This is a genomic window from Variovorax sp. BGA-UO-ETr-C22 (assembly GCF_059567965.1).
Genome location: NZ_JCAQPA010000007.1, coordinates 434,233 through 460,042, shown reverse-complemented (window position 1 = coordinate 460,042; position 25,810 = coordinate 434,233). Strand labels below are relative to the sequence as shown.

General features: G+C 68.0%; 22 protein-coding genes. 10 read left to right on the top strand and 12 right to left on the bottom strand.

The features are described from left to right. Nucleotides 1–6: 6 nt before the first annotated feature. The 5 genes from AC57B8_RS06080 to AC57B8_RS06060 form a co-directional block, all read right to left on the bottom strand. Entirely contained in the window at nt 7–690 is a 684-nt protein-coding gene (locus AC57B8_RS06080) for an ABC transporter ATP-binding protein (RefSeq protein ID WP_062480137.1), read from the bottom strand. Then, complete coding sequence (locus AC57B8_RS06075; protein ID WP_070062476.1) at nt 687–2,372, bottom strand: ABC transporter permease; 1,686 nt, start codon at nt 2,370–2,372, stop codon at nt 687–689. The genes AC57B8_RS06080 and AC57B8_RS06075 overlap by 4 nt, the downstream gene beginning before the upstream one ends. Nucleotides 2,373–2,407: 35 nt before the next feature. After that, entirely contained in the window at nt 2,408–3,469 is a 1,062-nt protein-coding gene (locus AC57B8_RS06070) for a Fe(3+) ABC transporter substrate-binding protein (RefSeq protein WP_062480133.1), read from the bottom strand. 153 nt (nt 3,470–3,622) lie between these two features. After that, nucleotides 3,623–6,178 (bottom strand): phage head spike fiber domain-containing protein, encoded by a 2,556-nt coding sequence (locus AC57B8_RS06065; protein WP_496478962.1) that lies wholly within the window; start codon nt 6,176–6,178, stop codon nt 3,623–3,625. A gap of 225 nt (nt 6,179–6,403) precedes the next feature. Continuing rightward, nucleotides 6,404–6,970 (bottom strand): PaaI family thioesterase, encoded by a 567-nt coding sequence (locus tag AC57B8_RS06060; protein WP_070062479.1) that lies wholly within the window; start codon nt 6,968–6,970, stop codon nt 6,404–6,406. A gap of 75 nt (nt 6,971–7,045) precedes the next feature. Between AC57B8_RS06060 and AC57B8_RS06055 the strand changes: the two genes are divergently transcribed. The 4 genes from AC57B8_RS06055 (at nt 7,046) to AC57B8_RS06040 (ending at nt 11,113) form a co-directional block, all read left to right on the top strand. Further along, nucleotides 7,046–7,501, top strand: coding sequence for a MarR family winged helix-turn-helix transcriptional regulator (locus tag AC57B8_RS06055; protein WP_070062480.1), 456 nt, complete (start codon nt 7,046–7,048; stop codon nt 7,499–7,501). A 109-nt stretch (nt 7,502–7,610) separates the two neighbouring features. After that, complete coding sequence (locus AC57B8_RS06050; RefSeq protein WP_095746257.1) at nt 7,611–8,927, top strand: MFS transporter; 1,317 nt, start codon at nt 7,611–7,613, stop codon at nt 8,925–8,927. 15 nt (nt 8,928–8,942) lie between these two features. Continuing rightward, a complete protein-coding gene (locus tag AC57B8_RS06045) occupies nt 8,943–10,367 on the top strand; it encodes an MATE family efflux transporter (RefSeq protein ID WP_095746256.1) in 1,425 nt (474 codons plus the stop codon). 38 nt (nt 10,368–10,405) lie between these two features. Then, complete coding sequence (locus AC57B8_RS06040) at nt 10,406–11,113, top strand: SDR family oxidoreductase (RefSeq protein WP_496478961.1); 708 nt, start codon at nt 10,406–10,408, stop codon at nt 11,111–11,113. A 6-nt stretch (nt 11,114–11,119) separates the two neighbouring features. Here the strand turns inward: AC57B8_RS06040 and AC57B8_RS06035 are convergent, their stop codons facing one another. The 5 genes from AC57B8_RS06035 to AC57B8_RS06015 form a co-directional block, all read right to left on the bottom strand. After that, the gene (locus AC57B8_RS06035) at nt 11,120–11,446 is read right to left on the bottom strand and encodes a hypothetical protein (protein ID WP_095746254.1); all 327 of its coding nucleotides are present in this window, start codon (nt 11,444–11,446) and stop codon (nt 11,120–11,122) included. Nucleotides 11,447–11,559: 113 nt separating this feature from the next. Further along, the gene (locus tag AC57B8_RS06030) at nt 11,560–12,342 is read right to left on the bottom strand and encodes an aldolase (RefSeq protein WP_496479114.1); all 783 of its coding nucleotides are present in this window, start codon (nt 12,340–12,342) and stop codon (nt 11,560–11,562) included. After that, complete coding sequence (locus AC57B8_RS06025) at nt 12,342–12,983, bottom strand: 2-dehydro-3-deoxy-6-phosphogalactonate aldolase (RefSeq protein WP_496478960.1); 642 nt, start codon at nt 12,981–12,983, stop codon at nt 12,342–12,344. Before AC57B8_RS06025 ends, AC57B8_RS06030 begins: the two co-directional genes overlap by 1 nt. Beyond that, complete coding sequence (locus AC57B8_RS06020; RefSeq protein ID WP_496478959.1) at nt 12,980–13,891, bottom strand: 2-dehydro-3-deoxygalactonokinase; 912 nt, start codon at nt 13,889–13,891, stop codon at nt 12,980–12,982. Before AC57B8_RS06020 ends, AC57B8_RS06025 begins: the two co-directional genes overlap by 4 nt. Before the next feature lie 297 nt (nt 13,892–14,188). Continuing rightward, nucleotides 14,189–15,928 carry an IlvD/Edd family dehydratase gene (locus tag AC57B8_RS06015; RefSeq protein ID WP_056579196.1) on the bottom strand — a complete coding sequence of 580 codons (1,740 nt, stop codon included), beginning with the start codon at nt 15,926–15,928 and terminating at the stop codon, nt 14,189–14,191. Between the two features lie 215 nt (nt 15,929–16,143). Between AC57B8_RS06015 and AC57B8_RS06010 the strand changes: the two genes are divergently transcribed. The 5 genes from AC57B8_RS06010 to AC57B8_RS05990 all read left to right on the top strand — a co-directional run bounded on the left by AC57B8_RS06010 (nt 16,144) and on the right by AC57B8_RS05990 (nt 21,155). Further along, nucleotides 16,144–16,893, top strand: coding sequence for a FadR/GntR family transcriptional regulator (locus tag AC57B8_RS06010; RefSeq protein WP_062476018.1), 750 nt, complete (start codon nt 16,144–16,146; stop codon nt 16,891–16,893). A 54-nt stretch (nt 16,894–16,947) separates the two neighbouring features. After that, entirely contained in the window at nt 16,948–17,499 is a 552-nt protein-coding gene (locus AC57B8_RS06005; RefSeq protein WP_223301408.1) for a TRAP transporter small permease, read from the top strand. Further along, a complete protein-coding gene (locus AC57B8_RS06000) occupies nt 17,496–18,797 on the top strand; it encodes a TRAP transporter large permease (RefSeq protein WP_070062487.1) in 1,302 nt (433 codons plus the stop codon). The genes AC57B8_RS06005 and AC57B8_RS06000 overlap by 4 nt, the downstream gene beginning before the upstream one ends. 61 nt (nt 18,798–18,858) lie before the next feature. Beyond that, on the top strand, nt 18,859–19,869 hold the full coding sequence (locus AC57B8_RS05995) for a TRAP transporter substrate-binding protein (protein ID WP_062476013.1): 1,011 nt from the start codon (nt 18,859–18,861) through the stop codon (nt 19,867–19,869). An 86-nt stretch (nt 19,870–19,955) separates the two neighbouring features. Next, nucleotides 19,956–21,155 (top strand): mandelate racemase/muconate lactonizing enzyme family protein, encoded by a 1,200-nt coding sequence (locus tag AC57B8_RS05990; RefSeq protein WP_062476010.1) that lies wholly within the window; start codon nt 19,956–19,958, stop codon nt 21,153–21,155. A gap of 12 nt (nt 21,156–21,167) precedes the next feature. Here the strand turns inward: AC57B8_RS05990 and AC57B8_RS05985 are convergent, their stop codons facing one another. After that, nucleotides 21,168–22,217, bottom strand: coding sequence for an endonuclease/exonuclease/phosphatase family protein (locus AC57B8_RS05985; RefSeq protein ID WP_496478958.1), 1,050 nt, complete (start codon nt 22,215–22,217; stop codon nt 21,168–21,170). A 130-nt stretch (nt 22,218–22,347) separates the two neighbouring features. On the opposite strand from AC57B8_RS05985, the gene AC57B8_RS05980 reads away from it, so the two are divergent. Further along, nucleotides 22,348–23,736: a hypothetical protein gene (locus AC57B8_RS05980; protein WP_495265879.1), complete on the top strand. Its 1,389-nt coding sequence runs from the start codon at nt 22,348–22,350 to the stop codon at nt 23,734–23,736. 196 nt (nt 23,737–23,932) lie between these two features. Here the strand turns inward: AC57B8_RS05980 and AC57B8_RS05975 are convergent, their stop codons facing one another. Beyond that, nucleotides 23,933–25,729 (bottom strand): DEAD/DEAH box helicase, encoded by a 1,797-nt coding sequence (locus AC57B8_RS05975; protein ID WP_495271739.1) that lies wholly within the window; start codon nt 25,727–25,729, stop codon nt 23,933–23,935. Between the last annotated feature and the right edge of the window lie 81 nt (nt 25,730–25,810).

Below are 25,810 nucleotides of genomic sequence, written 5' to 3'. Positions count from 1 at the left end.
CTCTTTCTACGACGCCGTCTCCAGCCAGTGCGTGATCCGCCCGTTGTGCATCACGCCGATGCGGTCGGCCATCGCATGCGCCTCGGCCTCGTTGTGCGTGACCAGGATCGCGGTCTGGCCGGCCTTCTTCAGGATGCCGCGCACCTCGGCGGTCAGGCGCTCGCGCGTGCCGCCGTCGAGGTTGGAAAACGGCTCGTCCAGCAGCAGCAGGGCGGGCGAGGGCGCCAGCGCGCGGGCCAGCGCGATGCGCTGCTGCTGGCCGCCCGACAGTTCGTGCGGGTAGCGCTCGCCGGCCTCGGCCAGGCCGACCAGCGCGAGCATCTCGGCCACGCGCGCCTGCTGCGCCGCGCGGCCCAGGCGGCGCAGGCCGAAAGCGACGTTCCTGGCGGCCGACAGGTGCGGGAACAGCGCGTACTCCTGGAACATCATGCCCACGCGCCGCTGCTCGGGCGGCAGGTGCTTCTGGGGCGACGACAGCAGCGTCTCGCCGAGGCGGATGGTGCCGGCGCGCACGGGCTCGAAGCCGGCGATGGCGCGCAGCACTGTGGTCTTGCCGCAGCCCGAGGGGCCGAACAGGCAGGCGATCTCGCCCGCGGGCAGGTCCAGCGAGAAGCCGTCGACCACCGTGTGCGGGCCGCGCGGCGTGTCGTACGCGAGCTGGAGCGAGTCGAGATGAAGCGGGGAACTCATGCGGGGTCCGTGTCGGGAGGCGTCACCGCCGGTGTCGTGCCGAGCTGGTTGCGCGCCAGCAGCACCACCGGCAGCAGGCCGGCGACCACGATGGCCAGCGCGGCGATCGCGCCTTCCTCGTAGGTGCCGCGCGCGGCCTCGGCATACAGCCAGGTGGCGAGGGTGTCGAAGTTGGCCGGGCGCAGCAGCAGCGTGGCCGGCAGCTCTTTCATGGCGTCGACGAAGACCAGCAGCGCGCCCGCCGCGATGGCGGGCTGCAGCAGCGGAAGGTGCACGCGGCGCAGCGTGCCGCCGGTGGTTTCGCCGAGCAGGCGCGAGGCTTGCTCGATGGCCGGCGGAATGCGCGCCAACCCGGCCTCGATGCCACCCACGGGCATCGCAAGAAAGCGGATCGCGCAGGCCATGACCAGCACGATGCCCGCGCCCATCAGCGGCAGGCCCTGCCAGCCCATCGCGCCGGCCAGCGCCGCGTCGAAGGCCAGCGCCGGTGTCAGCAGGCCGATGGCGAGCACGGTGCCCGGCACCGCGTAGCCCAGCGTGGCCACGCGCGCCTGCCAGCGGGCGCGGTTGAGGCTCGTGCCTTGGCTGCGCGAGGCCCAGGCCACGACCAGCCCCGCCGCCACGGCCACCACCGTCACGCCCGCCGCGAGCGCCAGCGTGTTGCCCAGGCTGGCCACGAGGCCCTGCGAAATGCCGCCGCCCTGGTGCAGCCGCTTGCCGCTTTCCCAGACCAGGTACAGCGCGGGCGCGACGAAACCGATCAGCACCGGCAGCGCCGCCGTCGCGGTAGCCGCCCAGGCCGCGCCGCCGTGCAGGCGCCGGGGCTGCACCGCGCGCATGCGCTGCGCGGAGCCGAAGCGTTGGTGCTGGCGGCCGTTGCGTTCGAGCCAGACCAGCGCCACCACCACGAACAGCATCGCGCAGGCGATCTGCGCGGCGCCGGCCAGGTCGGAGCGCGTGATCCAGGTGGTGTAGACCGCCACCGTGAGCGTGTTCACGCCGAGGAATTCGGAGGCGCCGATGTCGTTGAGCGTCTCGAGCAGCGCCAGGCTCAGGCCCACGGCCAGCGCCGGCCGCGCCAGCGGCAGCGCCACGCGAAAGAACGCGCCGCGCCGGTTCTCGCCCAGCGTGCGCGCCGCTTCCAGCAGGTGCGCCGGCTGGGTCATGAACATCGCGCGCGCCGTCATGTAGACGTACGGGTAGAGCACGAAGCCCAGCACGAAGATCGCACCCGGCATCGAGCGCAGGTCGGGCAGGCGGAACTGGCGCGGGCTGTCGAAGCCCAGCATCCAGCGGATCGCGCCCTGCACGGGGCCGATCGGGTGCAGCAGGTCGAGGTAGGCGAAGGCGACGATGTAGGTCGGCATCGCCAGCGGCAGAAGCAGTGCCCAGTTGAGCACGCCGCGGCCGGGAAAGTCATGCGCCGTGACCAGCCAGGCACAGCCGGTGCCGATCACGAGGACGAGGGTGCCGACGCCCGCGAGCAGCAGCGCCGTGTTGAGCGCCGCCTGCGGCAGCACGTGCGCGAACAGCGGCCCCCAGTGGCCGACGCCCGAGCCGAACGCGAGCCAGGCTAGCGTGAGCACCGGCGCGAGCACGCCGAGCGCGATCAGGAACGACGCGCAGCGCCATGCCGGGCCCGCGGCGCGCAGGCCCGGCGGCTGGCGCCGCGAAATCAGCATTCAGTTGCCGGCAAGGTGTGCCCGGCCATGCAAGGTCACTGGTCGAAGCCGACCTTGTCGACGAGGGCGCTGGCCTGCTTGCGGTATTTGGCAATCTCGGTCAGCGGCAGCGGGTCGACCTTCAGTTCGCCGATGGACTGGCCGATGATCGGGTCGAGGGCCACGCCCTTGCGCACCGGGTATTCGTAGTTGGCGTCGGCGTACAGCGCCTGGGCCGGTTCCGACACCAGGAACTCGAGCAGCTTGACCGCGTTGGCGCGCTGCGGTGCGTTCTTGGCCACGGCCGCGCCGCTGATGTTCACGTGCGTGCCACCACTCTTGGCGCTGGCGAAGGTCGGGCGGATCACCTTGATGGCGTCGCCCCACTTGCGCGCGTCGGTGCCTTCCTTGGCGCTCTTCATCTGGCCCACGTAGTACGAGTTGGCCACGCCGATGTCGCAGATGCCACCGAGGATGTCGCGCGCCACGTCGCGGTCGCCGCCGGTGGCCTTGCGCGCCAGGTTGCCCTTGACGCCGCGCAGCCACTGCTCGGTCTTGGCTTCGCCGTCGTGCGCGATCATCGCGGCCACCAGGGCCGTGTTGTAGGGGTGCTGGCCGGCGCGGATGCAGACCTTGCCCTTGTACTTCGGGTTGGCCAGGTCTTCGTAGCGGAAACTGGTCAGCGGCTGGTTCTTGTCGGCGTACAGCACGCGGGCGCGCAGCGAGAGCGCGAACCACTGACCGTCGGCGCCGCGCAGGTTGGCCGGAATGGCCGACTCGAGCGCAGCCGACTTCACCGGCTGCGTCACGCCGCCTTCGACGAGGTCGACGAGGTTGCCGATGTCCACCGTCATCAGCACGTCGGCCGGCGAGCGGGCGCCTTCGGCCTTCACGCGCTCCAGCAGACCGTCCTTCACGAACACCGTGTTGACCTTGATCTTGCTCTGCGCGCTGAACGCCGAGATCAGCGGCTGGATCAGCGCCGGCTCGCGCGTCGTGTAGAGCGTGAGCTCGTCATTGGCGGCGTGCGCGGGCAGGGCGGTGAGGGCGAGCCAGGCGGCGGAAACGCCGAGGAGGGCGTGCGCCACGCGGCCCTGGGGGCCGGAACGGTCGGTCATGAAGGATCCTCCAGGTGCGGTGAGGTGTTCTAGGAAAGGCATCGGCGACGGCGGGTGCGTCGCTGATGAGAACAATTATCACTGACGGGGAGGGGTGGGTTTTCCTTTGGCTTACGGGTTGAGGGTTTACTGCGAAGCGCTCGGCCGGGGGCTCTAGGCCGTCAAGGCCACGACTTCCGCATCCGTCAGTTTCTGCGGTTGGTATCGCACCGATCGGACATGAAGGAACGGCTGGTTGCCGCCGGTGGCAAGGTTCCCGATGCCCAGGAAGTTCATGGGCGGGACCGTCGTCATGGCCGCTTTGAACAACTGGCCGTTGCATCCGTAGCGAAGGCCGTCGGCGCCATAGCTGACCGTGGTCTTGACCGGGCTTCCAACGGGGGTGCCGAGGAGTCCGACCCCTGGCGTGCTTGGGCCTGACACGCCATTAGCGTTGGAATACGCGTAGGCGGACCCCGTCGTATTGAAGCCGATGCCGACCCGGTTGGCGATGGCGGAGCCAATCTCGATCAGGTTGCGCGTCGACGAGTCTCCTTCTCTCGGCCGTCCGAACTCCATGAAGAGGGTGCCTTCGGCGGCATTGCACCAGCCTTTGGTCGTGTTGACGCGAATGACGTCGCCGGCGCGTGTCGTGGCCGCGGAGGTTGCCGTGTCTGCCTGGCGGGTGGCCGCGGTCGAGGTGGCGGCGTCCGCCGCTCGGGTGACCGTTGCGGTCGTCGTGGGGATGTAGCTGGTTGCAACAGGTCCCACCTCGACCTGGCCTTTGCATATCCAGACGGTCAGAGTGCTTGTGACAACCGTGTTTGCGTTGACGACCGGGTAGACCCCTCCGCTGGTGCTGCCCGCAGCCGTCACATTTTGAACAACCGCCCGCGTGAATCTGTCCACGAACTGGGCCGAATTCGCCGCAGTGATGATGAATGAGCCAAGCGCGGAGATGCCCGTGTAATACATCGTGATCGACTCGCTTCCGGTCAGCGGTCGACTGAGTTTCACGTAGCTGCTCGAACTGTAGGCGGTGCCTCCCATGACCGTTGCGCCAATTCCGGAACCACCCTGCATGCGACAACCCGCGTAGCCCGTGGAGGTCATGGCCGGTGTGAAGGTCGTTGCAACGCAGGCTTCTCCGTCCACCGTTTCGCTGGAGACCAGTGGCGGCGTGGTCCCGCCGGCGACCCCAGCGGCGATCTGGCTGTTGAGCAGCAGGTTCGTGCTTTGCCCCTCCTGCATCAGCCACGGCGCGATGCTCAGATCGGTTGGGTTGTAGGTCATCCGCGCCGCGCCAGCCGCGGCAGTCTTCATCACACCCGTCGAGTCGAAATAGGTCCCGATGGACGCACGGCCAGTGAAGGTCTCGGTGCTAGGGATGTAGCTGGTGGCGAACGTGCCGGCTTCGAGTTGGGCGCCCCACGCGAGGCAGGCGCCATTGTCTGGTCGAGCACCTGAGGCCACTGCGTAGCAGGTCAGCGTATCGCCGACCGCGATTGGCATGTTCGATGTGTAGGTGCACCGGAACCAGCCCCCGCCGACGTCTCGCATTTCCCAACCAGTACCCGAGATTGAGGGAGTGGCGCTGTGGAGGTTCACGCTCCCAGGCGCGCCGTTGAAGGCAGTCGTGTTATTTCGCAGCAGCAGGTCGATGACGGCGGTTCGCGAAACATTCTTGAGATAAACCGAGTACGTCATCACTGTTGACGTAGCCGCAACAGACAGGAAATTGGGCGAAGTGGCCGGCCCCGAGAACTCCGCTGCTCGGAGCGAGCCGTCTGGTGCCGTCTTGCCAGTGTTGCGCACCATTCCTCCACCCGACCATAGGTGCATGTCGTTGCTCTTGGCCAAGATGTTCGTGCGCTGCTCTTCGACCATCAGCACAGGCGGCAGCGCCCGGTTCGACGGCTCGTAGCTGTTGCGCGCAACGCCTGCCGCCGCATAGCGCAGGATGCCCTTGGCGTCGCAGTAGCTGCCGATGGAGGCGCGTGCCGTGACCCCGTCCCAACTGGGGATGTAGGAGCTGGCGAACGCACCCACTTCGAGCTGCGCACCCCAGATGTAGAGGCCGGCGACGCCGTCGCCGGGACCGGTGCCGGCAGCCGCTGCGCCGGGGTAGACCGCCGCGGTCAGCGCCGCGGAGGCGTCTGTCGTGAAGACGATCTCGACCCTGCGCCACCCACCGCCGACATCGACGATCCGTTTCGACACCTCCGTAAAGACAGAGATGGTGAAGAGGGAGATGGTCAAGGCCGACAGGTCGAAGGCGAAGCTGATTCTTTCGCCTGTTGTCGCGCCGGAAGCGAAGGTCCATCCATTCGAAGAGCCTGCGGCCTTCGCATAGAAAGAAAAGGCGTAGGTGATTGCGGCCGCCGCTTTGGCAGTCGTCTGCGACGCGCGGCCCACGGACGCGATCCCGCCGTTGAGCAAGGTCAGCTTGCAAGCATCCCAACGTCCGTTCGGCGCCTGGGCTGCGCTAGGCACGGCGGTGACGCTCGTCTTCGCCCAGACCGCGTTTTCAAATCGCGACGAAAACGCCAATTGGTTGATTCGCGCGTTTTCAATGAGCAGCCCCTTCGCCACCCTCGTGATCGGATCGAAGTCGAAGCGCGGCGTGGCGCAGGGCTCGATGAAGCCTTGGGCGTTGACGCGAGAGCCGTTCGTGCCGCCCGCATAGGTGAACAGCTCGGCAAAAGTCTTTTCGGTAAGTGTCGTTGTCATCTGGTTGGGTCCTCTGCGGGCTGCCTCGCGCGAACGCAGGCGGTGCCTTCGGGTTCGGCGACGGGGGGTTCCGCCGCCGGCCAGCCCATGGCGGCCATGGCAGTCTTTTCCTTGGTTGGCGATGACGACTTTCTCGCCGAACGCCCCAACGAAAAAGGCCGACATATGTCGGCCTTCAGAGGAGGGCGGGGCGCCCTGCGGTTCAACGAAGACGGGGCCCTTGCTTCACCGCCCCGCCGGCACCTCGAACACCAGGCAGGTCGTCGTCGCATGCGCATACAGCGTGCCGTCCGCCCCGACCAGCCGCGCCTCGGCCGTGGCGAGCTGCTTGCCGCAGTGGATCACCTTGCCCTCGGCACGCACGCGCTGCACCTTCGGCGTGAGGCCCTTGACGTAGTTCACGCTGAGCTCGGCCGTCGTGTACGCGCGACCGGGCGGCATCATGGTGTGGACCGAGCAGCCCAGGGCCGAGTCGAGCATCGTGGCGACCCAGCCACCATGGATGGTGCCCAGCGGGTTCAGGTGCTGCGGCAGCGGCGTGCCCTGGAAGATGGCGATGCCCTTGCTGACCGAGACGATGGTGAAGTCCAGCGTCTTGGCGATGGCGGCGTAGGGAATCTCGCCGTTGAGCATGGCCTGCATGACCTCCAGGCCGGTCTTGCCGGCGACCTGCTCGGGGCGCGCGAGCCCGGGGCCGGGACCGTTCTCGAGGCGCTCGGCGATCTGCCGTTCTTCGGCGATCCATGCGTCGAGCAGATGGGAAGGGGTGTCGGTGAAAGCTTGCTGCGTCATGCCTGTGTTCCTGCTGGGGGCTTTGCGGGGAGGGGTTGATTGCATATGCAATAGTTGCACATACAATAATACCCCATGGACACTCCCACCCAACCCCGCGGCTGCACCAGCTTCAAGACGCGCCAGCTGATGCGCCGCCTGACGCAGCACTACGACGCCGAGGTGTCGCGCAGCGGCCTCAAGACCACGCAGTACTCGCTGCTGTCGCACCTCAAGCGCCTGGGCCCGATGCGCCCGGTCGACCTGGCGGGCGAACTGAAGATGACCGCGTCCACGCTGAGCCGCAACCTGCAGCCGCTCATCACCGCGGGCTGGGTGGCGCAAGTGGCGGGCGCCGATGCGCGCAGCCGGCTGGTGTCGCTCACCGACGCCGGCGACGCCAAGTGGCGCGAAGCGCAGCAGCACTGGAAGACGGCGCAGCTCAAGCTCAATGCGCTGCTGGGCGTGGAGCGCGTGCTGGCGCTGCATGCGCTCATCGACGAATCGCTTGCGCTGCTGGGCACGGGCGAGCCGGTCGACGTGCAGGACTGACGCTCCCATCCCCTTTCAACGAACGCGTTCCGCGCCCCTGAAGCCGCGCGGCCGGAGTTCCTGTCTCTTCGTTTCTCCCCCGACCCATTCCAACAGTTCCAGAGGTCCCATGTTCGCCACCCACGTCTCCGCATGGCTGCAGCGCCGCGGCATCCACTACGGCTGGATCGTCGCCGCCGTCACCTTCCTGACCATGCTCACCATGTCGGCCGCGCTCGGCCTGCCGGGCGCGATGATGAAGCCGCTCGGCGAGGAGTTCGGCTGGAGCACCGAGCAGATCTCGTCCGCGCTCGCACTGCGCTTTGCGCTGTTCGGCCTCATGGGCCCGTTCGCCGCGGTGCTGATGGAGCGCTACGGCCTGCGCGCGGTGATGTGCGCCGGCCTCACGCTGGTCGGGCTGGGCATGGCGCTGGTCACCACGGCCTCGCAGCTGTGGCAGCTGTTCGTGCTGTGGAGCCTGATGCTCGGCCTGGGCACGGGCATGACGGCGCTGGTGCTGGGCGCCGTGGTGGCCAACCGCTGGTTCGTTGCGCGGCGCGGCCTGGTCGTGGGCATGCTCACGGCCAGCGCGGCCACCGGCCAGCTGGCCTTCCTGCCGCTGGCGGCCTGGATGATCGAGCACTGGGGCTGGCGCTCGGCCATCGTGCCGATCGTGGTCGGCAGCGTGGTGATCGCGCTGCTCGCGCTGTGCCTGGTGCGCAACCGGCCGTCGGACATCGGCCTGCTGCCTTATGGTGAAGCGCCCGGCACGCAGCCGGCACCGGCGCCCGCCTTCACGATGAACTTCGCCACGCCGTTTCGCGTGCTGCGCGAGGTGGCGACCAACCGCACCTTCCTGATCCTGGCCGGCACCTTCTTCATCTGCGGCCTGAGCACCAACGGCCTGGTGCAGACGCACTTCATCTCGCTGTGCGGCGACTACGGCATGAGCGCCGTGCCCGCTGCCTCGGTGCTCGCGATGATGGGTGCCTTCGACTTCGTCGGCACCATCCTGTCGGGCTGGCTCTCCGACCGCTACGACAACCGCAAGCTGCTCTTCTGGTACTACGGCCTGCGCGGGCTGTCGCTGTTCTGGTTGCCGCATTCGGAATTCACGATCTACGGCCTGGGCCTGTTCGCGATGTTCTACGGCCTGGACTGGATCGCCACCGTGCCGCCGACCGTCAAGCTCGCGGGCGCCGCCTTCGGCCCCGCGAAGGTCGGGCTGGTGTTCGGCTGGATCTTCGCCGCCCACCAGCTGGGCGCGGCCACCGCGGCCTACGGCGCGGGCTTTGCGCGCACGCTGCTGCTGACCTACACGCCGGCGCTGTACACGGCCGGCGCGGCCTGCCTGTTCGCTGCGCTGATCGTGATGGCGATCCGCCGTCCCGCCAAGACCGCCGCCGCACCGGCCGCGGCCACCACCAACGCCGCCGCGCGCGCCTGACTGCCGGAGACCCGCATGACCACCCCCCAACAAGCGAACGGCGACCTCGACCCGCGCACGCGCCGCCTGCTCGAGGCGCCCATCATCCCCACGCTGCTGCGGCTGGCCGCGCCCAATGTGCTCGTGATGCTGGCGCAGGCCTCCGTCGGGCTCATCGAGACCTACTTCGTCGGCAAGCTCGGCACCGACGCGCTCGCCGGCATGGCGCTGGTGTTCCCCATCGTCATGCTGATGCAGATGACCTCCAGCGGCGCGATGGGCGGCGGCATCGCCTCGTCGATCGCGCGTGCGCTGGGCGCGCGCCGCCGGGGTGACGCCGATGCGCTGGTGTGGCATGCGGTGGTCATCGCGATCGGCTTCGGCCTGTGCTTCACGCTCGCGCTGCTGCTGGGCGGGCGCTGGCTCTACGGCGTGATGGGCGGCACCGGCGCCGCGCTGGAAGCCGCGCTCACGTACTCGAACTGGGTGTTCGCGGGCGCGGTGCTGGTGTGGCTCTTCAACTCGCTGTCCGCCATCATTCGCGGCACCGGCAACATGGCGGTGCCGGCCAACGTGACGGTGGTGGGCGTGGTATTCCTCATTCCGGCATCGCCGCTCTTGATCTTCGGCATCGGGCCGTGGGGCGGCATGGGCATTGCGGGCGGGGCGCTGGCGCTGCTGCTGTACTACCTGCTGGGCTCGCTCGCGCTCATCGCCTACCTGCGCTCGCCGCGCAGCCTGCTGCGCCCCACGCTGGCGGCGTTCCAGATGCGCTGGCCGCTGTTCCGCGACATCCTGCGCATCGGGCTGGTGGGCACGGTGTCGACCGTGGCGACCAACCTGTCGATCGGCATCGCCACCGCGCTCACCGGGCATTTCGGCGCGGGCGCGCTGGCCGGCTACGGCACCGCGTCGCGGCTCGAGTACCTGCTGGTGCCGCTGGTGTTCGGCCTGGGTGCGCCGCTGGTCGCGATGGTCGGCACCTGCATGGGCGCAGGGCTGCGCGAGCGCGCGCTGCGTGCCACGTGGGCCGGTGCGGCGCTGGCCTTCGGCATGGCCGAGGTCATCGGGCTGGCCGCCGCGCTGTTCCCGCGTCCGTGGCTGATGCTGTTCGGCCACGACCCCGTGATGCTCGAGACCGGCGCACACTACCTGCGCGTGGTGGGGCCGCTGTACGGTTTCTTTGGCGTCGGGCTGGTGCTGTACTTCGCCTCGCAGGGCGCGGGCCGGCTGCTGTGGCCGGTGCTCGGCAACATCGCGCGGCTCGCCGTGGCGGGCACGGGCGGCTGGCTGGCGCTGCGCTGGGGCGGCGGCCTCACCGGCGTGTTCGCGGCGCAGGGCGTTGCGCTGGTGGTGTACGGCATCGTCATCGCCTCGGCCATCGCGGGCGGTGCGTGGTTCGGCCGCGTGGGCTGGCCGCGCACGACGCAGGGGCTGCTGCGCCGCGTGGCGCAGGCCTGAAGCGCTCTCGCTATCTCTTCATCAACGAAAGGCTCGTCATGCAGATCAAGGATTCCGTCGTCTTCATCACCGGCGCCAACCGGGGGCTCGGCCTGGCGTTCGCCAAGGCGGCGCTCGCGGCCGGCGCGCGCAAGGTCTACGGGGCCGCGCGCGACCCGAAGAGCATCACGCTCGCGGGCGTCGTGCCCGTGGCGCTCGACGTCACGCAGCCCGCGCAGATCGAAGCCGCCGTGCGCACCTGCGGCGACGTGACGCTGCTGGTCAACAACGCGGGCATCTCGCGCGGATCGAGCTTCCTGGGCTCGCCCGACGCGGTGGCCGCGGCACGCGCCGAGTTCGAGACCAACTTCTTCGGCCCCTGGGCGCTCACGCAGGCCTTTGCGCCGGTGCTCACGTCGAACGGCGGGGGTGCGGTCCTCAACGTGCTGTCAGCCCTGGCCTGGACGACGTTCCCCGGCGTGGCGACCTACAGCGCGACCAAGTCGGCGGCCTGGTCGCTGAGCAACGGTTTGCGCAACGAACTGGCGGGGCAGGGCACGCAGGTCACGAGCCTGCACGTGGCGCTCATGGACACCGACATGGCGGCGCGCCTGCCTGGCCCCAAGACCTCGCCCGACGACGCGGCGCGACAGGCACTGGCAGGCGTGGAAGCGGGGCTGCCGGAGGTGCTGGCCGACGAGGTCACGCGCCAGCTCAAGCAGAGCCTGTCGACCGAGCGGCCTGCTTATGCGAGTCCGCCGGTCTGAAGTGGGTCAATAGCGGTAGGGGTTGTTCGGGCGACGGTCGTAACGGTTGGGCACACCGTCGCCGTCGTTGTCCCGGCGGCCGTGGCGACGGCCCTCCCAATCGCGGCGGCCGTGGTCGTAGTAACCGTGGCGACGCGGACCGTCGTAGTAGCCCGGGTGGTAGTGGCGCGGGGGCGGCGGCGGGGCGTAGTAGTGATGGCGCGGCGGCGGCGCCGGCGTCACGTACACCTGGGCCTGGATGAACGGGCCGCCGGCCTGGGCATGGGCCGGCGCGGTGAGGGCGGCCAGCGACAGCAGGGCGGCAGCACCGAAGGCGAATGTCAGCTTTTTCATGGCGACTCCTGGGGAGTGATTGCGATGCCTCATCGTCGCGCCATTATGTGAAGTTCTTGTAAGCCGGAAGCGAAATCGCATGAAGAGCTGTAAGCCGCTGCGCTCACACTTTTTCAGCGTGGCGGGGCCGGCAGCATGCGCCGCAAGGCTTCGAAGAACAGATCGGACTGTTCCCGCTCGCCCTGGATCTGCGCCGCCACGTGCGCGGCCAGTTGGGCGTTGACGGGCACCAGCGGGCGCCCGGTCGATTGCGCGATCACCTGGTGCAGGCAGGCGCGCTCCAGGTAGTACAGGTCGTCGTAGGCATGCGCGATGGTGCCGCCCGCCACGATCACGCCGTGGTTCGCGAGAAAGGCCACGTCCTTGCCGGCCATGGCGCGCGCGATGCGCTCGCCCTCGGCGTCGTCCAGTGCCAGGCCGTTGTACTCGGCGTCGATGGCGATGCGGTTCATGTAGCGCATGGCGTTCTGGCTGGCGGTCGGGTCGAGCGCGCGGTCGACCGTGAGTGTCAGCGCCGTCGCGTAGGGCATGTGGCAATGCAGCACCACGGCGTGGCCCGTGAGGCGGTGCACCGCGCCGTGGATGAAGAGGGCGGTGGGCTCCACGCGGTGGCGGCCCGCGAGCACTTCGCCGTGCACGTCGATCAGCACGATGTCGTCGGGACCGATCTCGCTCCAGTGCAACCCGCGCGGGTTGATGAGGTAGCGGTCCTGCGCGCCCGGCAGCAACACGCTGAAATGGTTGCACACACCTTCGGACAGCCCGTGGTGGGCCGCGGCGCGCAAGGCGAGCGCGAGGTCTTCGCGCAACTGGCGCACGGCGGGGCTGGCGTATTCGGAATCGGCGGACATCGCGGGGGTCTCCTTCTTTCTTGTGGTGGATGGGTCTTGTCGGATCAGGCTCGGACCAGCCCGGCCCAGGCGGCCACGAAGCGCTGCGCGTCTTCGCGCACGGCGGCGGCGGTCTTGCCGGGCTTGTAGAGCGACGAGCCGATGCCGAAGCCGGCCGCGCCGGCCGCGCGCCATGCGCCCATGTTGTCGGGCGCGATGCCGCCCACGGGCATCACGGGCGTGCCGGCGGGCAGCACCGCGAGCAGGGCCTTGACCACGGCGGGCGAGGCCAGCTCGGCCGGGAACAGCTTGAGGCCCGTGGCGCCGGCCGCGAGTGCGCCGAAGGCCTCGGTCGGCGTCATCACGCCGGGCAGGCAGGCCATGCCCAGTCGCGCGGCCTCGGCGATGACGTCGGCGTTGAAGTTGGGCGACACGATCAGCTCGCCGCCGGCCGCATGCACCTCGCGCACCTGCTTGGCGTCGAGCACGGTGCCCGCGCCGACCAGCGCGGTGGGAAAGCGCTGGCGCATCAGCGCGATGCTCTCCAGCGGCTGCGGCGAATTGAGCGGCACTTCGAGCAGCCGGAAGCCGGGCTCGACGATGGCGTCGCCCACGTCGGCGGCTTCGGCGGGCGAGAGGCCGCGCAGGATGGCCACGAGCGGCAGGGCCTGCATCGCGGCGTTGAATTTATCGAGGGGTGTTGTCATGCGGCGGGTGTCCTGTCGGTGTCGAGAAAGCCGGACAGCGTGTGCAGTCCGGCCCAGGTGGCTTCGGCGCCGAGCGTGCGCGTGGCGACGCCGGTGGCGCGCAGGGCCAGGGTGTAGCGCTGGGTGAGGGTCGAGGAGCCGATCAGCACGACCTCGCCGACGGCCTGTACCGATTGCGTGCGCAGCTCTTCGCCGATGAGCAGGCCCGAGAGGTAGCTCGACAGCTCTTCCCTGGGCATGCGCTCGAACAGCGCGAGCGTGCGCGTGCCGAAGGCGTTGTGCAGCAGGCCGTGGCCGTTCTCGGAACGCGTGACGCCTTCGAGGAACGCGGCTTCGTCGAGCGGCGCGGCGGCGTCGAGCGTGCGCCCCAGGATCGAGTGCTGGCTCAGCAGCGCGTAGAACTCGCCCGTCATGTAGGTGCGAAAGCCCGCGACGCGGCCTTTCTTGACCGTGGCCCATTTGTTGTGGGTGCCGGGCAGCACGAAGACGCCGTCGTCCAGGCCGGTGATCGTCATGGCGCCGAGGATCTGCACCTCTTCGCCGCGCATCACGTCGGGCACGCCGGCGTGCTCGTCGCTGAGGCCGGGCACGATGGCGATGCGCGCGCCGGGGATGGCGTCTGTGGCGATGATGCTGCGGCCTACTTCGACGCGGCCTGCGGGGCAGGGGCAGTAGGGCGCTTCGACCCAGCCCTGCTTGCTGCCGGCCATGCCGGAGATCAGGCAGCGCGTGTCTGCCAAGCGCATCCAGTCGCCGAACAGCGACTCGAACACGGCAGGAAAGCCGCCCTCGGGCACGGTGAGGATGCCGCGGGCGTCGCTGCGTTCTTCGATGACCTGCCCGCTCGGGTCGAGCAATGAACCGCGTAGCGAGCTTGTGCCCCAGTCGATGGCGATGAGTCTTGTCATGTCTGTCGTCTGTTGCGTTTCGAGAGTTTGTTCGGGGCGTGTGCACAGGACACCGGGTACTCCCCTCCGCGAATGTCCCCCGGCCTGCGGCCTCCTCCTTGATTTCGCTGCGGGGAGCACCCAGTGCCCTGTGCACGAGGGCACGCTCTGCGTTTGCAGCCGATCAACGACTGCTGTGAACCCGCTCACGTCGATGGGGTGCCTTGCGCCGCGAAATCAAGGAGGAGCCCGAAGGGCGGGGGACATTCGCGGAGCAAGGTACCCCGTCGGCGGGAGCGCGCCCTGGATCTCTCCAAATCAGTGATTGTCTCGCGGCACAAAAGCCCCACGACGACCACGCAGAAAGGCCAGGTCCGCTCCCTGGTCGGCCTGCAGCACCGTGTCGACGTACAGCTTCCAGTACCCCGAGTCGAGCGGAGCCTTGGGCGCCACCCACTTCGCGCGGCGCTTCGCCAGTTCCTCGTCGCTCACATGCAGGTGCAGCTTGCGGTTCGGCACGTCGAGCTCGACGATGTCGCCGTCCTGCACCAGTGCCAGCGGGCCGCCCGCAGCCGCTTCGGGCGCCGTGTGCAGAACGACGGTGCCGTAGGCCGTGCCGCTCATGCGTGCGTCGCTGATGCGGACCATGTCGGTGATGCCCTTGCGCAGCACCTTCGGCGGCAGCGGCATGTTGCCGGCCTCGGCCATGCCGGGGTACCCCTTGGGGCCGCAGTTCTTGAGCACCATGATGCAGTGCTCGTCGATGTCCAGGTTCTCGTCGTCGATGCGCTTGTGCAGGTCGTCGGCGCTCTCGAACACCACCGCGCGGCCCTTGTGCACCAGCAGCTCGGGCGTGGCCGCGCTGGGCTTGATGATGGCGCCGTTGGGCGCGAGGTTGCCGCGCAGCACGCAGATGCCGGCCTTGTCCTTGAAGGGCTCGGCCTGGGTGCGGATGACCTGCGGGTTGTAGTTCTCGGCGTCCTTCACGTTCTCCCACACGCTCTGGCCGGTGACGGTGAGGATGTCCTTGTGCAGGTGGTCGGCGATTTCCTTGATGACCACGGGCAGGCCGCCCGCGTAGCAGAAGTCTTCCATCAGGAACTGGCCCGAGGGCTGCAGGTTCACGAGGCAGGGCAGGTCGGCGGCGAGGCGGTCGAAGTCGTCGAGCGTGAGCTCGACACCCATGCGGCCCGCGATGGCCAGCAGGTGGATCACGAAGTTGGTCGAGCCGCCGATGGCCGCGTTGACCTTGATCGCGTTCTCGATCGCCTGGCGCGTGAGGATCTTCGACATGTTCATGTCTTCATGCACCATGTCGACGATGCGCCGGCCCGCCTGGCGCGCCAGCACGTTGCGCCGGCCGTCGACGGCAGGGTAGGCCGCGTTGCCCGGCAGGCCGATGCCCAGCGACTCGACCATGCTGGCCATGGTGCTGGCCGTGCCCATCGTCATGCAATGGCCGTGGCTTCGGTGCATGCAGCTCTCGGCCTCGAAGAAGTCTTGCAGCTTGAGCGTGCCGGCGCGCACCTGCTCGCTCATCTGCCACACGCCGGTGCCCGAGCCTAGCTCCTGGCCGCGCCACTTGCCCGAGAGCATCGGGCCGCCCGACACGCCAATGGTCGGCAGGTCGACGCTGGCCGCGCCCATCATCAGCGCGGGCGTGGTCTTGTCGCAGCCCATGAGCAGCACCACGCCATCGAGCGGGTTGCCGCGAATGCTTTCCTCCACGTCCATGCTCGCGAGGTTGCGATACAGCATGGCGGTGGGGCGCAGGAGCGTCTCGCCCAGCGACATCACCGGGAACTCGAGCGGGAAGCCGCCCGCCTCGTACACGCCGATCTTCACCTGCTCGGCGAGCGTGCGGAAGTGCGAGTTGCAGGGCGTGAGTTCGCTGAAGGTGTTGCAGATGCCGATGACCGGGCGACCGTCGAACTGGTCGTGCGGCACGCCCTTGCCTTTCATCCAGCTGCGGTAGATGAAACCGTCGCGGTCGTGGCGTCCGAACCACTGCTGGCTGCGCAGTTCGCTGGCGGGCTTTTTCTTCGGGGCGTTGCTCATGGGATGTGTCTCTTCGTCGTTGATGCTTTGCGGAAATCCTCAGGGTTTTTCCTGCGGGACGCCCGTTTCAATCATCATATGATAAGCGTGACGAGCTGTCGCGCATTCAGGGTTTTCGAGTGGCCGGCACAGGCAGGAGCTGCCTGAATCCGGCCCCGATACGGGCAGGCAAACAGGCACCGGACACCACCAGAACCACACACCCACAGGCAGGCATGATCAAGAACGTTCACGGCAACACGGTCGACCGCATCGGCAGCGACATCGTCGCGGGCCGCTATGCGCCCGGCGCGTCGATTCCGCCGGAGCCGCTCTTGTGCGAAGAGCTCGGCGTGAGCCGGACCGTGGTGCGCGAATCGATCAAGTCGCTGATCGCAAAGGGCCTGGTGACCAGCGGCCCGAAGGTGGGCACGCGCGTGCAGCCGCCCGACCAGTGGAACTGGTTCGACGCCGACGTCATCGTCTGGCAGACGCAGGCGGGCCTGTCGGCCGAGTTCCTGCGCGACCTGCAGGACCTGCGCCGCGTGGTCGAGCCCGCCGCGGTGGCGCTGGCCGCCCAGCGCGCCACCGCCGAAGACATCGCCGACATGGAAGACGCCTACGCGGGCATGAAGCGCGCCATCGAATTCGGCGGCGACTACATCACGCCCGACCTGCGCTTTCACCAGGGTCTCATCCGCTCCAGCCACAACCGCATGCTGGTGCAGATGAGCCGTGCGCTGGGCGCGCTGCTGCGCACCAGCTTCGAGATTTCGACCACGCGCAAGAACGGGCCCGCGAGTTCGCTGCCGCTGCACCGCGCGGTGCTCGACGCCGTCATCGCACGCGATCCGGCCGCCGCCGAGAAAGCCGTGCTGGTGCTCATCGACGGCGCGCGCCACGACATCGAGACGGTGCTGGCCTCGCGCAAGAAGATTCCGCGCATCAGCCGCCCGGCGACGCAGCTGAAGGCCTTCCCGCTCTAGACGCGGCGGCCGCGCAGACATCCCATAACAACACTGGAAAGTCAGGAGACGCAGATGCTGATGCAAAGGGCTATCGACGGATTTTTTCGCCTGCTGGAGTTCCTCGTCGTCGTGTGCATGGTGGCGATGGTCGTCATGGTGTTCGGCAACGTGGTGCTGCGCTACGGTTTCAATTCGGGCATTTCGGTGTCGGACGAGATGTCGCGCTACTGCTTCATCTGGCTCACCTACATCGGCGCCATGGTGGCCATGCGCGACGGCGCGCACCTGGGTGTCGACACGCTCATCAAGCACCTGCCGCTCATGGGCAAGAAGGTCTGCTTCTTCCTGAGCCAGTCGCTCATGCTGTTCTGCAACGTGCTCTTCTTCATGGGCACCTACGAGATGCACGAGCTGCAGGTGACCAACATCTCGCCCGTGGTCGGCATCTCGATGATCTGGGTCTACGGCATCGGCTACGTGGTGTCGGTGGTGATGGCCCTCTTCAACATCGACAAGCTCTGGCGATTGTTCAGGGGCCGGGTGCCCGACCAGGAGCTGATCCAGATCATGGAATCCGAAGAACAGGTGCTCGACGCCGCCGCACACGGGAAGGTGGCGCAATGACTGTCACGATCTTCATCGTCTCCCTGCTCGGCGCCATGGCACTGGGCATTCCGATCTCGTATTCGTTGCTGGTGTGCGGCGTCTCGCTGATGGGCTGGCTGGCCTACACCGGCGGCCTGCCGGCCTTCGACAGCCAGATCATTGCGCAGCGCTTCGTCGACGGTGCCGACAACTTCCCGCTGCTGGCCGTGCCGTTCTTCCTGCTGGCCGGCGAGTTCATGAACGCGGGCGGGCTCAGCCGGCGCATCGTGAACCTGGCGATGGCCTGGGTCGGCCACTACCGCGGCGGCATGGGCTATGTGGCGGTGCTGGCCGCGATCATCATGGCCTCGCTGTCCGGTTCGGCCGTGGCCGACACGGCCGCGCTCGCCGCGCTCCTCATCCCCATGATGAAGGCCGCCGGCTACCAGATGAACCGCTCGGCCGGCCTCATTGCCGCGGGCGGCATCATCGCGCCGGTGATCCCGCCGTCGATCGGGCTCATCGTGTTCGGCGTGGCGGGCAACGTGTCGATCACCAAGCTGTTCCTCGCGGGCATCGTGCCCGGCATCCTGATGGGGCTCGCAGTGGGCGTGGCCTGGTGGATCGTGGCCCGGAAGGACAACGTGAAGTCCTCGCCGCGCGTGCCCTGGGGCGAGCGGCTGAAGGTCACGGCGCAGGGCAGCCTGGCGCTGGCGCTGCCGATCATCATCATCGGCGGCATGAAGTTCGGCGTCTTCACGCCGACCGAAGCCGCCGTGGTCGCGGCCGTCTATTCGCTCGTGGTGGGTCTCTTCATCTATGGCGAACTCAAGGTCAAAGACCTGTACCGCCTCACGCTGGCGGCCGGCAAGACCACCGCGGTGGTGATGTTCCTCGTGGCTGCCGCGATGGTGAGCGCCTGGCTCATCACGGTGGCCAACATCCCGACCGAGGTGGTGTCGCTGCTGGAGCCCTTCCTGGACAACAAGACGCTGCTGATGTTCGTGATGATGGTGCTGATCGTCATCGTGGGCACCGCGCTCGACTTCACGCCCACCGTGCTCATCCTCACGCCGGTGCTGATGCCCGTGGTGCTCAAGGCCGGCATCGACCCGGTGTACTTCGGCGTGCTGTTCATCATGAACAACGCCATCGGCCTGATCACGCCGCCCGTGGGCACGGTGCTCAACGTGGTGAGCGGCGTGGCGCGCATCTCGATGGACGATGCCTTCAAGGGCGTGATGCCCTTCTTCATCGCCCACCTGGTGGTGCTGTTCACGCTGGTGTTCTTCCCGCAGCTCGTGACCGTGCCGCTCCAGTGGTGGATGGGGCGCTAGTTCTTCTTTTTTCCTGTCAGTCAGTTCGTTCAACCAACCCCTCGAATCGAAGGAGACAAGCATGTTGTTTCGCAGAACCCTGATGACCGCCGCCCTCGTGGCCGGCGGCCTGCTGGCGTCGACCGGCGCCCTCGCGCAATTTGCCGAACGCACGATCAAGTTCACCAACGGCGTGAACGAAGACCACCCCGTGGGCGTGGGCGTGAAGAAGATGCAGGAAGTGCTCGCTGCCAAGACCGGCGGCAAGATGAAGATCACGGCCTTCTGGGGCGGCGCCGCGGGCGGCGACCTCCCGGCCACGCAGGCGCTGCGCGCCGGCACGCAGGAAATGGTGTGCACGTCGAGTTCGCCGCTGGTGGGCATCGTGAAGGAACTCGGCGCCTTCGACCTGCCGTTCCTGTTCGCCAACGAGAAGGAGGCCGACGCGGTGCTCGACGGCCCCGCGGGCGAGTACTTCAACAAGAAGCTCGAAGCCGCCGGTCTCGTGAACCTGGCCTACTGGGAGAACGGCTTCCGCAACCTCACCAACAGCAAGAAGCCCGTGGCCAAGGCCGAGGACTTCGAAGGCGTGAAGCTGCGCGTGATGCAGAACAACATCTTCCTGGACTCGTTCAAGACCCTGGGCGCCAACGCCGTGCCCATGGCCTTCGGCGAGGTGTTCACTGCGCTCGAGACCCGCACCATCGACGGCCAGGAGAACCCCTTCGTGACCATCGAGACCTCCAAGTTCAGCGAGGTCCAGAAGTACCTGAGCGTGACGCGCCACGCCTACACGCCCTTCCTCATCCTCTACAGCAAGAAGCTCTGGGACCAGCTCAACCCGCAGGAGCAGGCGGTGCTGCGCGAGGCCGCGAAGGAAGGCCAGAAGGTCCAGCGCGAAGCCAACCGGGCGCTCAACGAGAAGTCGCTCGCCAGCCTGCGCAAGACCATGACGGTGAACGAAGTCTCGGCGGCCGAACAGAAGCGCATGTTGGAGAAGGTCAAGCCCGTGTACGACAAGAACGTGCCCAACATCGGCACGGAAGCCGTGGGCGTGGTCACCGACGCGCTGAAGAAGGCGCGCGGGGGCTGATCGAGGCGTTCGGCCATGCGCTGAATGTGTGCAAGAGCCGCGCGGCACCCGCCGCTGCGGCTTTTTCTTTTTGCGGAATCCTTGTCATGAAAATCACGCAGCTCGAAACCATCCGCCTCGGCGAATTTCCCAACATCCTGTGGGTGCGCCTGCACACCGACGAGGGCCTGGTCGGCCTCGGTGAGACCTTCATGGGCGCCGAAGCGGTCGAGGCCTACCTGCACGAATGGGCGGCGCTGAAGCTGCTGGGCACCGACCCGCTGCAGATCGAGGCGCGCAACCGCGACATCACGGGCTACCTCGGCTGGCGCGGGTCGGGCGTGGAAACGCGCGGCAACTCGGCCGTCGACATCGCGCTGTGGGACCTGTTCGGCAAGGCCGCCAACATGCCGGTGCACACGGCGCTGGGCGGCAAGAGCCGCGATGCGATCCGCATCTACAACACCTGCGCGGGCTACCAGTACATCCGCAGCGCCACCAACCAGACCAGCTCGAACTGGGGCCTGGCCAACAACAACGGGCCGTACGAAGACCTGCAGGGCTTCCTGCACCACGCCGACGAACTGGCCGAGTCGCTGCTGTCCGAAGGCATCACGGCCATGAAGATCTGGCCTTTCGATCCGGCGGCGGAGAAGAGCCACGGGCAGTACATCAGCAACGCCGATCTCGACACCGCGCTCGAGCCCTTCCGCAAGATCCGCCAGGCGGTGGGCGGCAAGATGGACATCATGGTCGAGTTCCACAGCCTGTGGCGGCTGCCGATGGCGCAGAAGATCGCGCGCGCGCTGCAGGAGTTCGACACCTTCTGGCACGAGGACGCCATCCGCATGGACAGCCTCGACCTGCTCAAGCAGTACGCGAAGGACTGCCAGGCGCTCGTCTGCGCCAGCGAGACGCTGAGCTACAAGTGGGGCTTCAAGGACTACCTGCAGACCGGCGTGGCCGGGGTCGCGATGCTCGACCTGAGCTGGTGCGGCGGCCTCACCGAGGCGCGCAAGATCGCCGCCATGGCCGACGCCTGGCAACTGCCCGTGGCACCGCACGACTGCACGGGGCCGGTGGTCTGGGCCGCGTCCACGCACCTGAGTCTGCACGCGCCCAACGCGCTCATCCAGGAGAGCGTGCGCGCCTTCTTCACCGGCTGGTACAAGGAGCTCGTCACCGAGTTGCCGAAGGTCGAGAACGGCATGATCAGCCTCAATGACAAGCCCGGCCTGGGCCTGGAGCTGCTGCCCGACCTGCACAAGCGCGCCGACGCGATCGTGCGGGTGTCGAAGGCGGCGTAGGGCCGTCGCCTGTCAGCGGTTGTCGTCGGTGCGCAGCCGCAGCAGGGCGCGCACGAAGCCGTGGTCCGAGCGCGAGCGGTCGCGGCCTTCGTGTAGGTGGTCGTTGAAGTAGTCGACGCGGCGCACGTCGCCCAGGCTGTGGCGGCTGGTGGCGACGAACTCCTCGCTCACCAGGATCTGGTCGAGCACGTCCGGAAAGCCCTGGTGGATGTGCGAATAGGCCACGTCCTTCTTGAGCGCCGACTCGCCCTGCATCTCGTAGGCGTTGAACAGCGCCACGTCGCGCGCGGCCTTGTCGTAGGCCACCTCGGAGGTGGCGGCCACCAGCTGCGTGGTCACGCTGTGCGGGTTGTCGTTGAAGTCGCCCATCACCACCAGCGGCACGTTGGTGCCCTGCAGCAGGTCGATCACGATGCAGCGCAGGGCCGCGGCCTCGGCGCCGCGCATCAGCAAGGAGCGCAGCGAGGCCATCGCGCCGATCTTGCGGTCGTCGCGGTCTTCGAGGGAGTTGCCTTGCGCGTCCTGCAGGAACTTGGGGCGCTTGGACTTCAGGTGCACCGTCAGCACATGCACCTGCTGGCCGTGCTTCATGCGCACGGTGGCCAGCAGGGGCGGGCGCTCGAAGCGCGTGTGCGGGCCGATGCCCGGCACCTCGACACCGAAGCCCGCGGGGAAATCGACGAAGGACTGCACGCTGTCCACCTGCAGCCGCGTGACGATGCCGACGCGCGGCGTGCCCTGTGCGCCCGGCCGTCCGGGCGTGCCCGGCGGGCTGCCGGGCGGCGGCGAGTTCTCGGCGCCCGGCACCGAGACGAAGTCGTAGCGCAGCCCGCTGCGGCCGATGGCGGCCTTCAGCGCGGCCTCGTCCCACACCTCCTGCACCGCGAGCACGTCGGCATTGAGCGCGTGGATGCGCTCGCCGATCCAGTCGATCTTGCGTTCGTATTCGCGCTCGTTGTAGGCGTCCTGGTTCTCGTAGTACACGCGGTTGGGGTTCGCGAGGTTGAGCAGGTTGCAGGTCGCGACGAAGAGCGTGGCGTAGTTGGGCGGGATGTATGGCATGGAAACGCGATTGTGTCCCGGGTTAGGATTTCAAGCTGAGGTGCGCCCGCCATGTCGTCCATGTCACTCGATGGCGAGGCCGGCCGCAAGAAACAACAACGAAACCGGGGAGCCGCCCAGCGCGGAATGCATGAAGCTCATCCATCTCACCATCTGCGCCGTGGCGGCGCTGCTCGTTGCGGGCTGCGCGTCCAGGAGCCATCCGTCGATGTCCTTCGGCGGCAGCCTTGTCGAACACAGCCTGCTGCGCGTCGAGGACCATGTGTCCTTTGCCCTGGAAGATGGGCCCGAGACGCGCAACTTCACTGTCGCGTGCAATGCGCCCCAGGCGTGGTTGCTCTACTCCGATCTGCGCACCGGCCGCAGCTATCCGGTGACCGGCCGGCGGTATGGCGTGCGCAAGGAACTGGACGAGCGCCAGGCATTGGCCCTGAAAGCGCAGCCGGCGGTCGAACGCGCATGCCGCGCGACCCCGCCCGATTGGCGCGAGGTGCAACGCGGCGCAGACGGCACATTCACACTCATCGACATCGCGAGCGTCGAGACCTCCGAGGGCGCCTTGCTCTTCTGGGGCGCGTTCGACTATCCGCGCATGGACTTCGACCTGCCTTACCGGGCACCCTTTGGCCAGAAGCGCGAGCGCTTCAGGCTCGCGTGCCAATCGCAATCCTATGCCCAGGTGAGTGGCTTCGACATCGACGAGCGCGGCCGCGTTACGGACGGCCGGGTTGAAGGTGACAGGGCGAAGTCGTACACGGTCGGCGGCGACACGAATGCGGACTACAAGGCGCTCTTCAAGGCGGCCTGCAGCGGTGCTTCGGCAGGGCAGGTGTTGCCTGCCTTCACTTCTCGCGCCAAGGCGCTGCCTGATCCCGCAGGCCTGACGCCGCCGAGCCCGGCGGTGATGAAGGCTGTTTCCCAGCTGGGGCTTCCACCGGCGCCCAAGCGCCTGAAGCGCGTCGTGCTCGAAGGCACATGGACCCGCGACGGGAAGACGACGCCGACCCGCAACGAGCTCCAGATTGCGCCGGACGCGACAGCTTCCATGTTCCGAACCCGGACGAAGACCGGCACAGGCCCCGCGGACGGCACGCGGTCGCAGACCGCTTCATTCCTGGGCCTGGTCGACTTGAGCAGCTTCGTCAACTTTCTTCCTGGCTCTGACACGATCAGCCAGGCCATGACCGATCTCACGTTGACGGGCGACTGGCAACGTATGGCCGTGGGCTCGGAGTTGCGCTACGAGACGAAGAAACTGAGCTTGTTCAGCATGATCGGCGGAGTGACCTACGACTACACGACGGTCTGCAAGGTCGTCGGCGTGAGCGCGGCTGCCGAGCTTCATCCTGTCCTGAGTGGCGACGCCAGGCGCCTGGAGTGCCGCATGCAGCCCGATTCGCTCGAACGGACCGACACCTACGTCTATCTGACTGACTACGGCTACGCCCTGCAGCTTCGGGAGGCCGCAGCCAAGCCGCCTTCAGAAGGCATCAAGAAGATCACTGCAGTCGAACAGTGAACGCAGCCGCGGCGCATCGGCGCACGCTGCTGCACAGCCTTGGTCTGGCCGTGGCCTGCGCAGGCGCGCCGGCTCCCGTGGCCCGGATGCAGGCGGCGCCGCCGCGCTGACGGCTGCTCCTGCGGGAGCTCAAAAGAAAAGGGCACCGAGGTGCCCTTTTCCAATTTCCGGGTGGCGTGCCACCCGCGGTGTCTTGTCAGCGACCGAACGAACGGCCACCGCCGCCGCCGGAGCGGCCACCACCGCCGCCGCCGTAGCCACCGCCACCACCCGAGCGGCCACCGCCACCCGACCGGTTGCCGCCGTAGCCGCCACCGCCGCCCGGACGGCCGCCGCGACCGCGACCACCCATGTGGTCGACGCTCGTGCGCAGCGGGTCCGGCTGGCCGGCGCCGCCGCCTGCAACGGCTTCGGCGCGCAGGTGTGCGACCTGGTTGGCCTGCGTCGGGCTGTGGCTGTTGCCGTGATGGCGCGGTTGGCGCTCTTCGTGCGGGGCGTGGTGATGGGGCTGCTGCGGTGCGCGCGGCTGGCCTTGCTGCGGGCCGCGGCCCTGTGCGGGACGGGCTGCGCCCTGGCCACGCGGGCCCTGGCCCTGGCCTTGGCCGCCACCGTTGGCATTGCGGGCTTGACCGCCGCCCTGGCCGCCACCACGGCGTTGACCGCCGCCATTGCCGCCGCCACCACCGCCGTTGCCGCCACCCTGGCCGGCCTTGTTCTCGCGGATGCGCGACATCATCTCGGTGCGGGCGGCCTTGGCGGCTGCCTGCATGACTTCGCGGCTCGGCGGACGGCCGGCGCCGCCCCAGATCGTCTGGCGACCCATGGCGATCGGCTCGGCGCGTTCGCCTTCTTCAGGACCGAAGCCCTCGACCTTCTGCACCGGGATCGTCTGCTTCGTGAAGCGTTCGATTTCCTGCATGAAGCCTTCTTCGTCCAGGCACACGAAGCTCACGGCCTCGCCGCTCGAACCGGCGCGGCCGGTGCGGCCGATGCGGTGCACGTAGTCTTCGCTGACGTTCGGGATCTCGTAGTTCACGACGTGCGGCAGCTCGTCGATGTCGATGCCGCGCGCCGCGATGTCGGTGGCCACCAGGGCGCGGATGTCGCCGCTCTTGAAGCCGGCCAGTGCCTGCGTGCGGGCGCTCTGGCTCTTGTTGCCGTGCAGCGCCATCGCCTCGATGCCGTTTTTGGTGAGGAACTCGGCCACGCTGTTGGCGCCGAACTTGGTGCGCGTGAACACGAGCACCTGGCTCCACTTGTTCTCGTTGATGATGTGCGCGAGCAGCGCCTTCTTCTTGCCGCGGCCCACGGGGTGGATCACCTGCGTGATGCGCTGCACCGTGGTGTTGCGCGGCGTGACCTGGATGCTCTGCGGGTTCTTGAGCAGCGAACCGGCGAGGTCGCGGATCTCGTCGCTGAAGGTGGCCGAGAACAGCAGGCTCTGCTTTTCCTTGGGCACCAGGGCCAGGATCTTCTTCACGTCGTGGATGAAGCCCATGTCCAGCATGCGGTCGGCTTCGTCCAGGATCAGCATCTGGACCTGGCTCAGGTCGAGCATGCCCTGCTGCTGCAGGTCGAGCAGGCGGCCGGGGGTGGCCACGAGGATGTCGACGCCCTTCTTGAGCTTGCTGATCTGCGGGTTCATGCCCACGCCGCCGAAGATCACGGTGGAGTCGAGCTGCAGGTATTTGCCGTAGGTGCGCACCGACTCTTCGACCTGGGCCGCGAGTTCGCGCGTGGGGGTCAGCACGAGGGCACGGATGCCGATGCCGCCGAACTTGTTGGTGGCGCTGCGGCTCATGGTGAGCTTGTGCAGCATCGGCAGGGTGAAGGCCGCGGTCTTGCCGGTGCCGGTCTGGGCGCCGCCCAGCAGGTCGTGGCCGTCGAGGACCACGGGAATGGCTTGCGCCTGGATGGGGGTGGGGGTGTCGTAGCCGTGCTCGTGCACAGCCTTCAAGATGGCGGGAGCCAGCTTCAGTTCGTCAAAATTCATTGTGGAAACAACAAGCGCCATACACGGCGCAGTGGCATCGGCCCGCCAGGCGTCGTTTTGGGGTGACGCCGAGCCAGTCAA

What these genes read in the sequence shown, in the direction of transcription:
- AC57B8_RS05990 (WP_062476010.1), top strand. Translation starts at nt 19,956, where the DNA reads ATGAAAATCACGCAGCTCGAAACCATCCGCCTCGGCGAATTTCCCAAC.
- AC57B8_RS06055 (WP_070062480.1), top strand. Translation starts at nt 7,046, where the DNA reads ATGGACACTCCCACCCAACCCCGCGGCTGCACCAGCTTCAAGACGCGC.
- AC57B8_RS06050 (WP_095746257.1), top strand. Translation starts at nt 7,611, where the DNA reads ATGTTCGCCACCCACGTCTCCGCATGGCTGCAGCGCCGCGGCATCCAC.
- AC57B8_RS06005 (WP_223301408.1), top strand. Translation starts at nt 16,948, where the DNA reads ATGCTGATGCAAAGGGCTATCGACGGATTTTTTCGCCTGCTGGAGTTC.
- AC57B8_RS06015 (WP_056579196.1), bottom strand. Translation starts at nt 15,928, where the DNA reads ATGAGCAACGCCCCGAAGAAAAAGCCCGCCAGCGAACTGCGCAGCCAG.
- AC57B8_RS06070 (WP_062480133.1), bottom strand. Translation starts at nt 3,469, where the DNA reads ATGACCGACCGTTCCGGCCCCCAGGGCCGCGTGGCGCACGCCCTCCTC.
- AC57B8_RS06045 (WP_095746256.1), top strand. Translation starts at nt 8,943, where the DNA reads ATGACCACCCCCCAACAAGCGAACGGCGACCTCGACCCGCGCACGCGC.
- AC57B8_RS06060 (WP_070062479.1), bottom strand. Translation starts at nt 6,970, where the DNA reads ATGACGCAGCAAGCTTTCACCGACACCCCTTCCCATCTGCTCGACGCA.
- AC57B8_RS06065 (WP_496478962.1), bottom strand. Translation starts at nt 6,178, where the DNA reads ATGACAACGACACTTACCGAAAAGACTTTTGCCGAGCTGTTCACCTAT.
- AC57B8_RS06000 (WP_070062487.1), top strand. Translation starts at nt 17,496, where the DNA reads ATGACTGTCACGATCTTCATCGTCTCCCTGCTCGGCGCCATGGCACTG.
- AC57B8_RS05980 (WP_495265879.1), top strand. Translation starts at nt 22,348, where the DNA reads ATGAAGCTCATCCATCTCACCATCTGCGCCGTGGCGGCGCTGCTCGTT.
- AC57B8_RS05985 (WP_496478958.1), bottom strand. Translation starts at nt 22,217, where the DNA reads ATGCCATACATCCCGCCCAACTACGCCACGCTCTTCGTCGCGACCTGC.
- AC57B8_RS06025 (WP_496478960.1), bottom strand. Translation starts at nt 12,983, where the DNA reads ATGACAACACCCCTCGATAAATTCAACGCCGCGATGCAGGCCCTGCCG.
- AC57B8_RS06020 (WP_496478959.1), bottom strand. Translation starts at nt 13,891, where the DNA reads ATGACAAGACTCATCGCCATCGACTGGGGCACAAGCTCGCTACGCGGT.
- AC57B8_RS06035 (WP_095746254.1), bottom strand. Translation starts at nt 11,446, where the DNA reads ATGAAAAAGCTGACATTCGCCTTCGGTGCTGCCGCCCTGCTGTCGCTG.
- AC57B8_RS06040 (WP_496478961.1), top strand. Translation starts at nt 10,406, where the DNA reads ATGCAGATCAAGGATTCCGTCGTCTTCATCACCGGCGCCAACCGGGGG.
- AC57B8_RS05995 (WP_062476013.1), top strand. Translation starts at nt 18,859, where the DNA reads ATGTTGTTTCGCAGAACCCTGATGACCGCCGCCCTCGTGGCCGGCGGC.
- AC57B8_RS06080 (WP_062480137.1), bottom strand. Translation starts at nt 690, where the DNA reads ATGAGTTCCCCGCTTCATCTCGACTCGCTCCAGCTCGCGTACGACACG.
- AC57B8_RS05975 (WP_495271739.1), bottom strand. Translation starts at nt 25,729, where the DNA reads ATGAATTTTGACGAACTGAAGCTGGCTCCCGCCATCTTGAAGGCTGTG.
- AC57B8_RS06075 (WP_070062476.1), bottom strand. Translation starts at nt 2,372, where the DNA reads ATGCTGATTTCGCGGCGCCAGCCGCCGGGCCTGCGCGCCGCGGGCCCG.
- AC57B8_RS06010 (WP_062476018.1), top strand. Translation starts at nt 16,144, where the DNA reads ATGATCAAGAACGTTCACGGCAACACGGTCGACCGCATCGGCAGCGAC.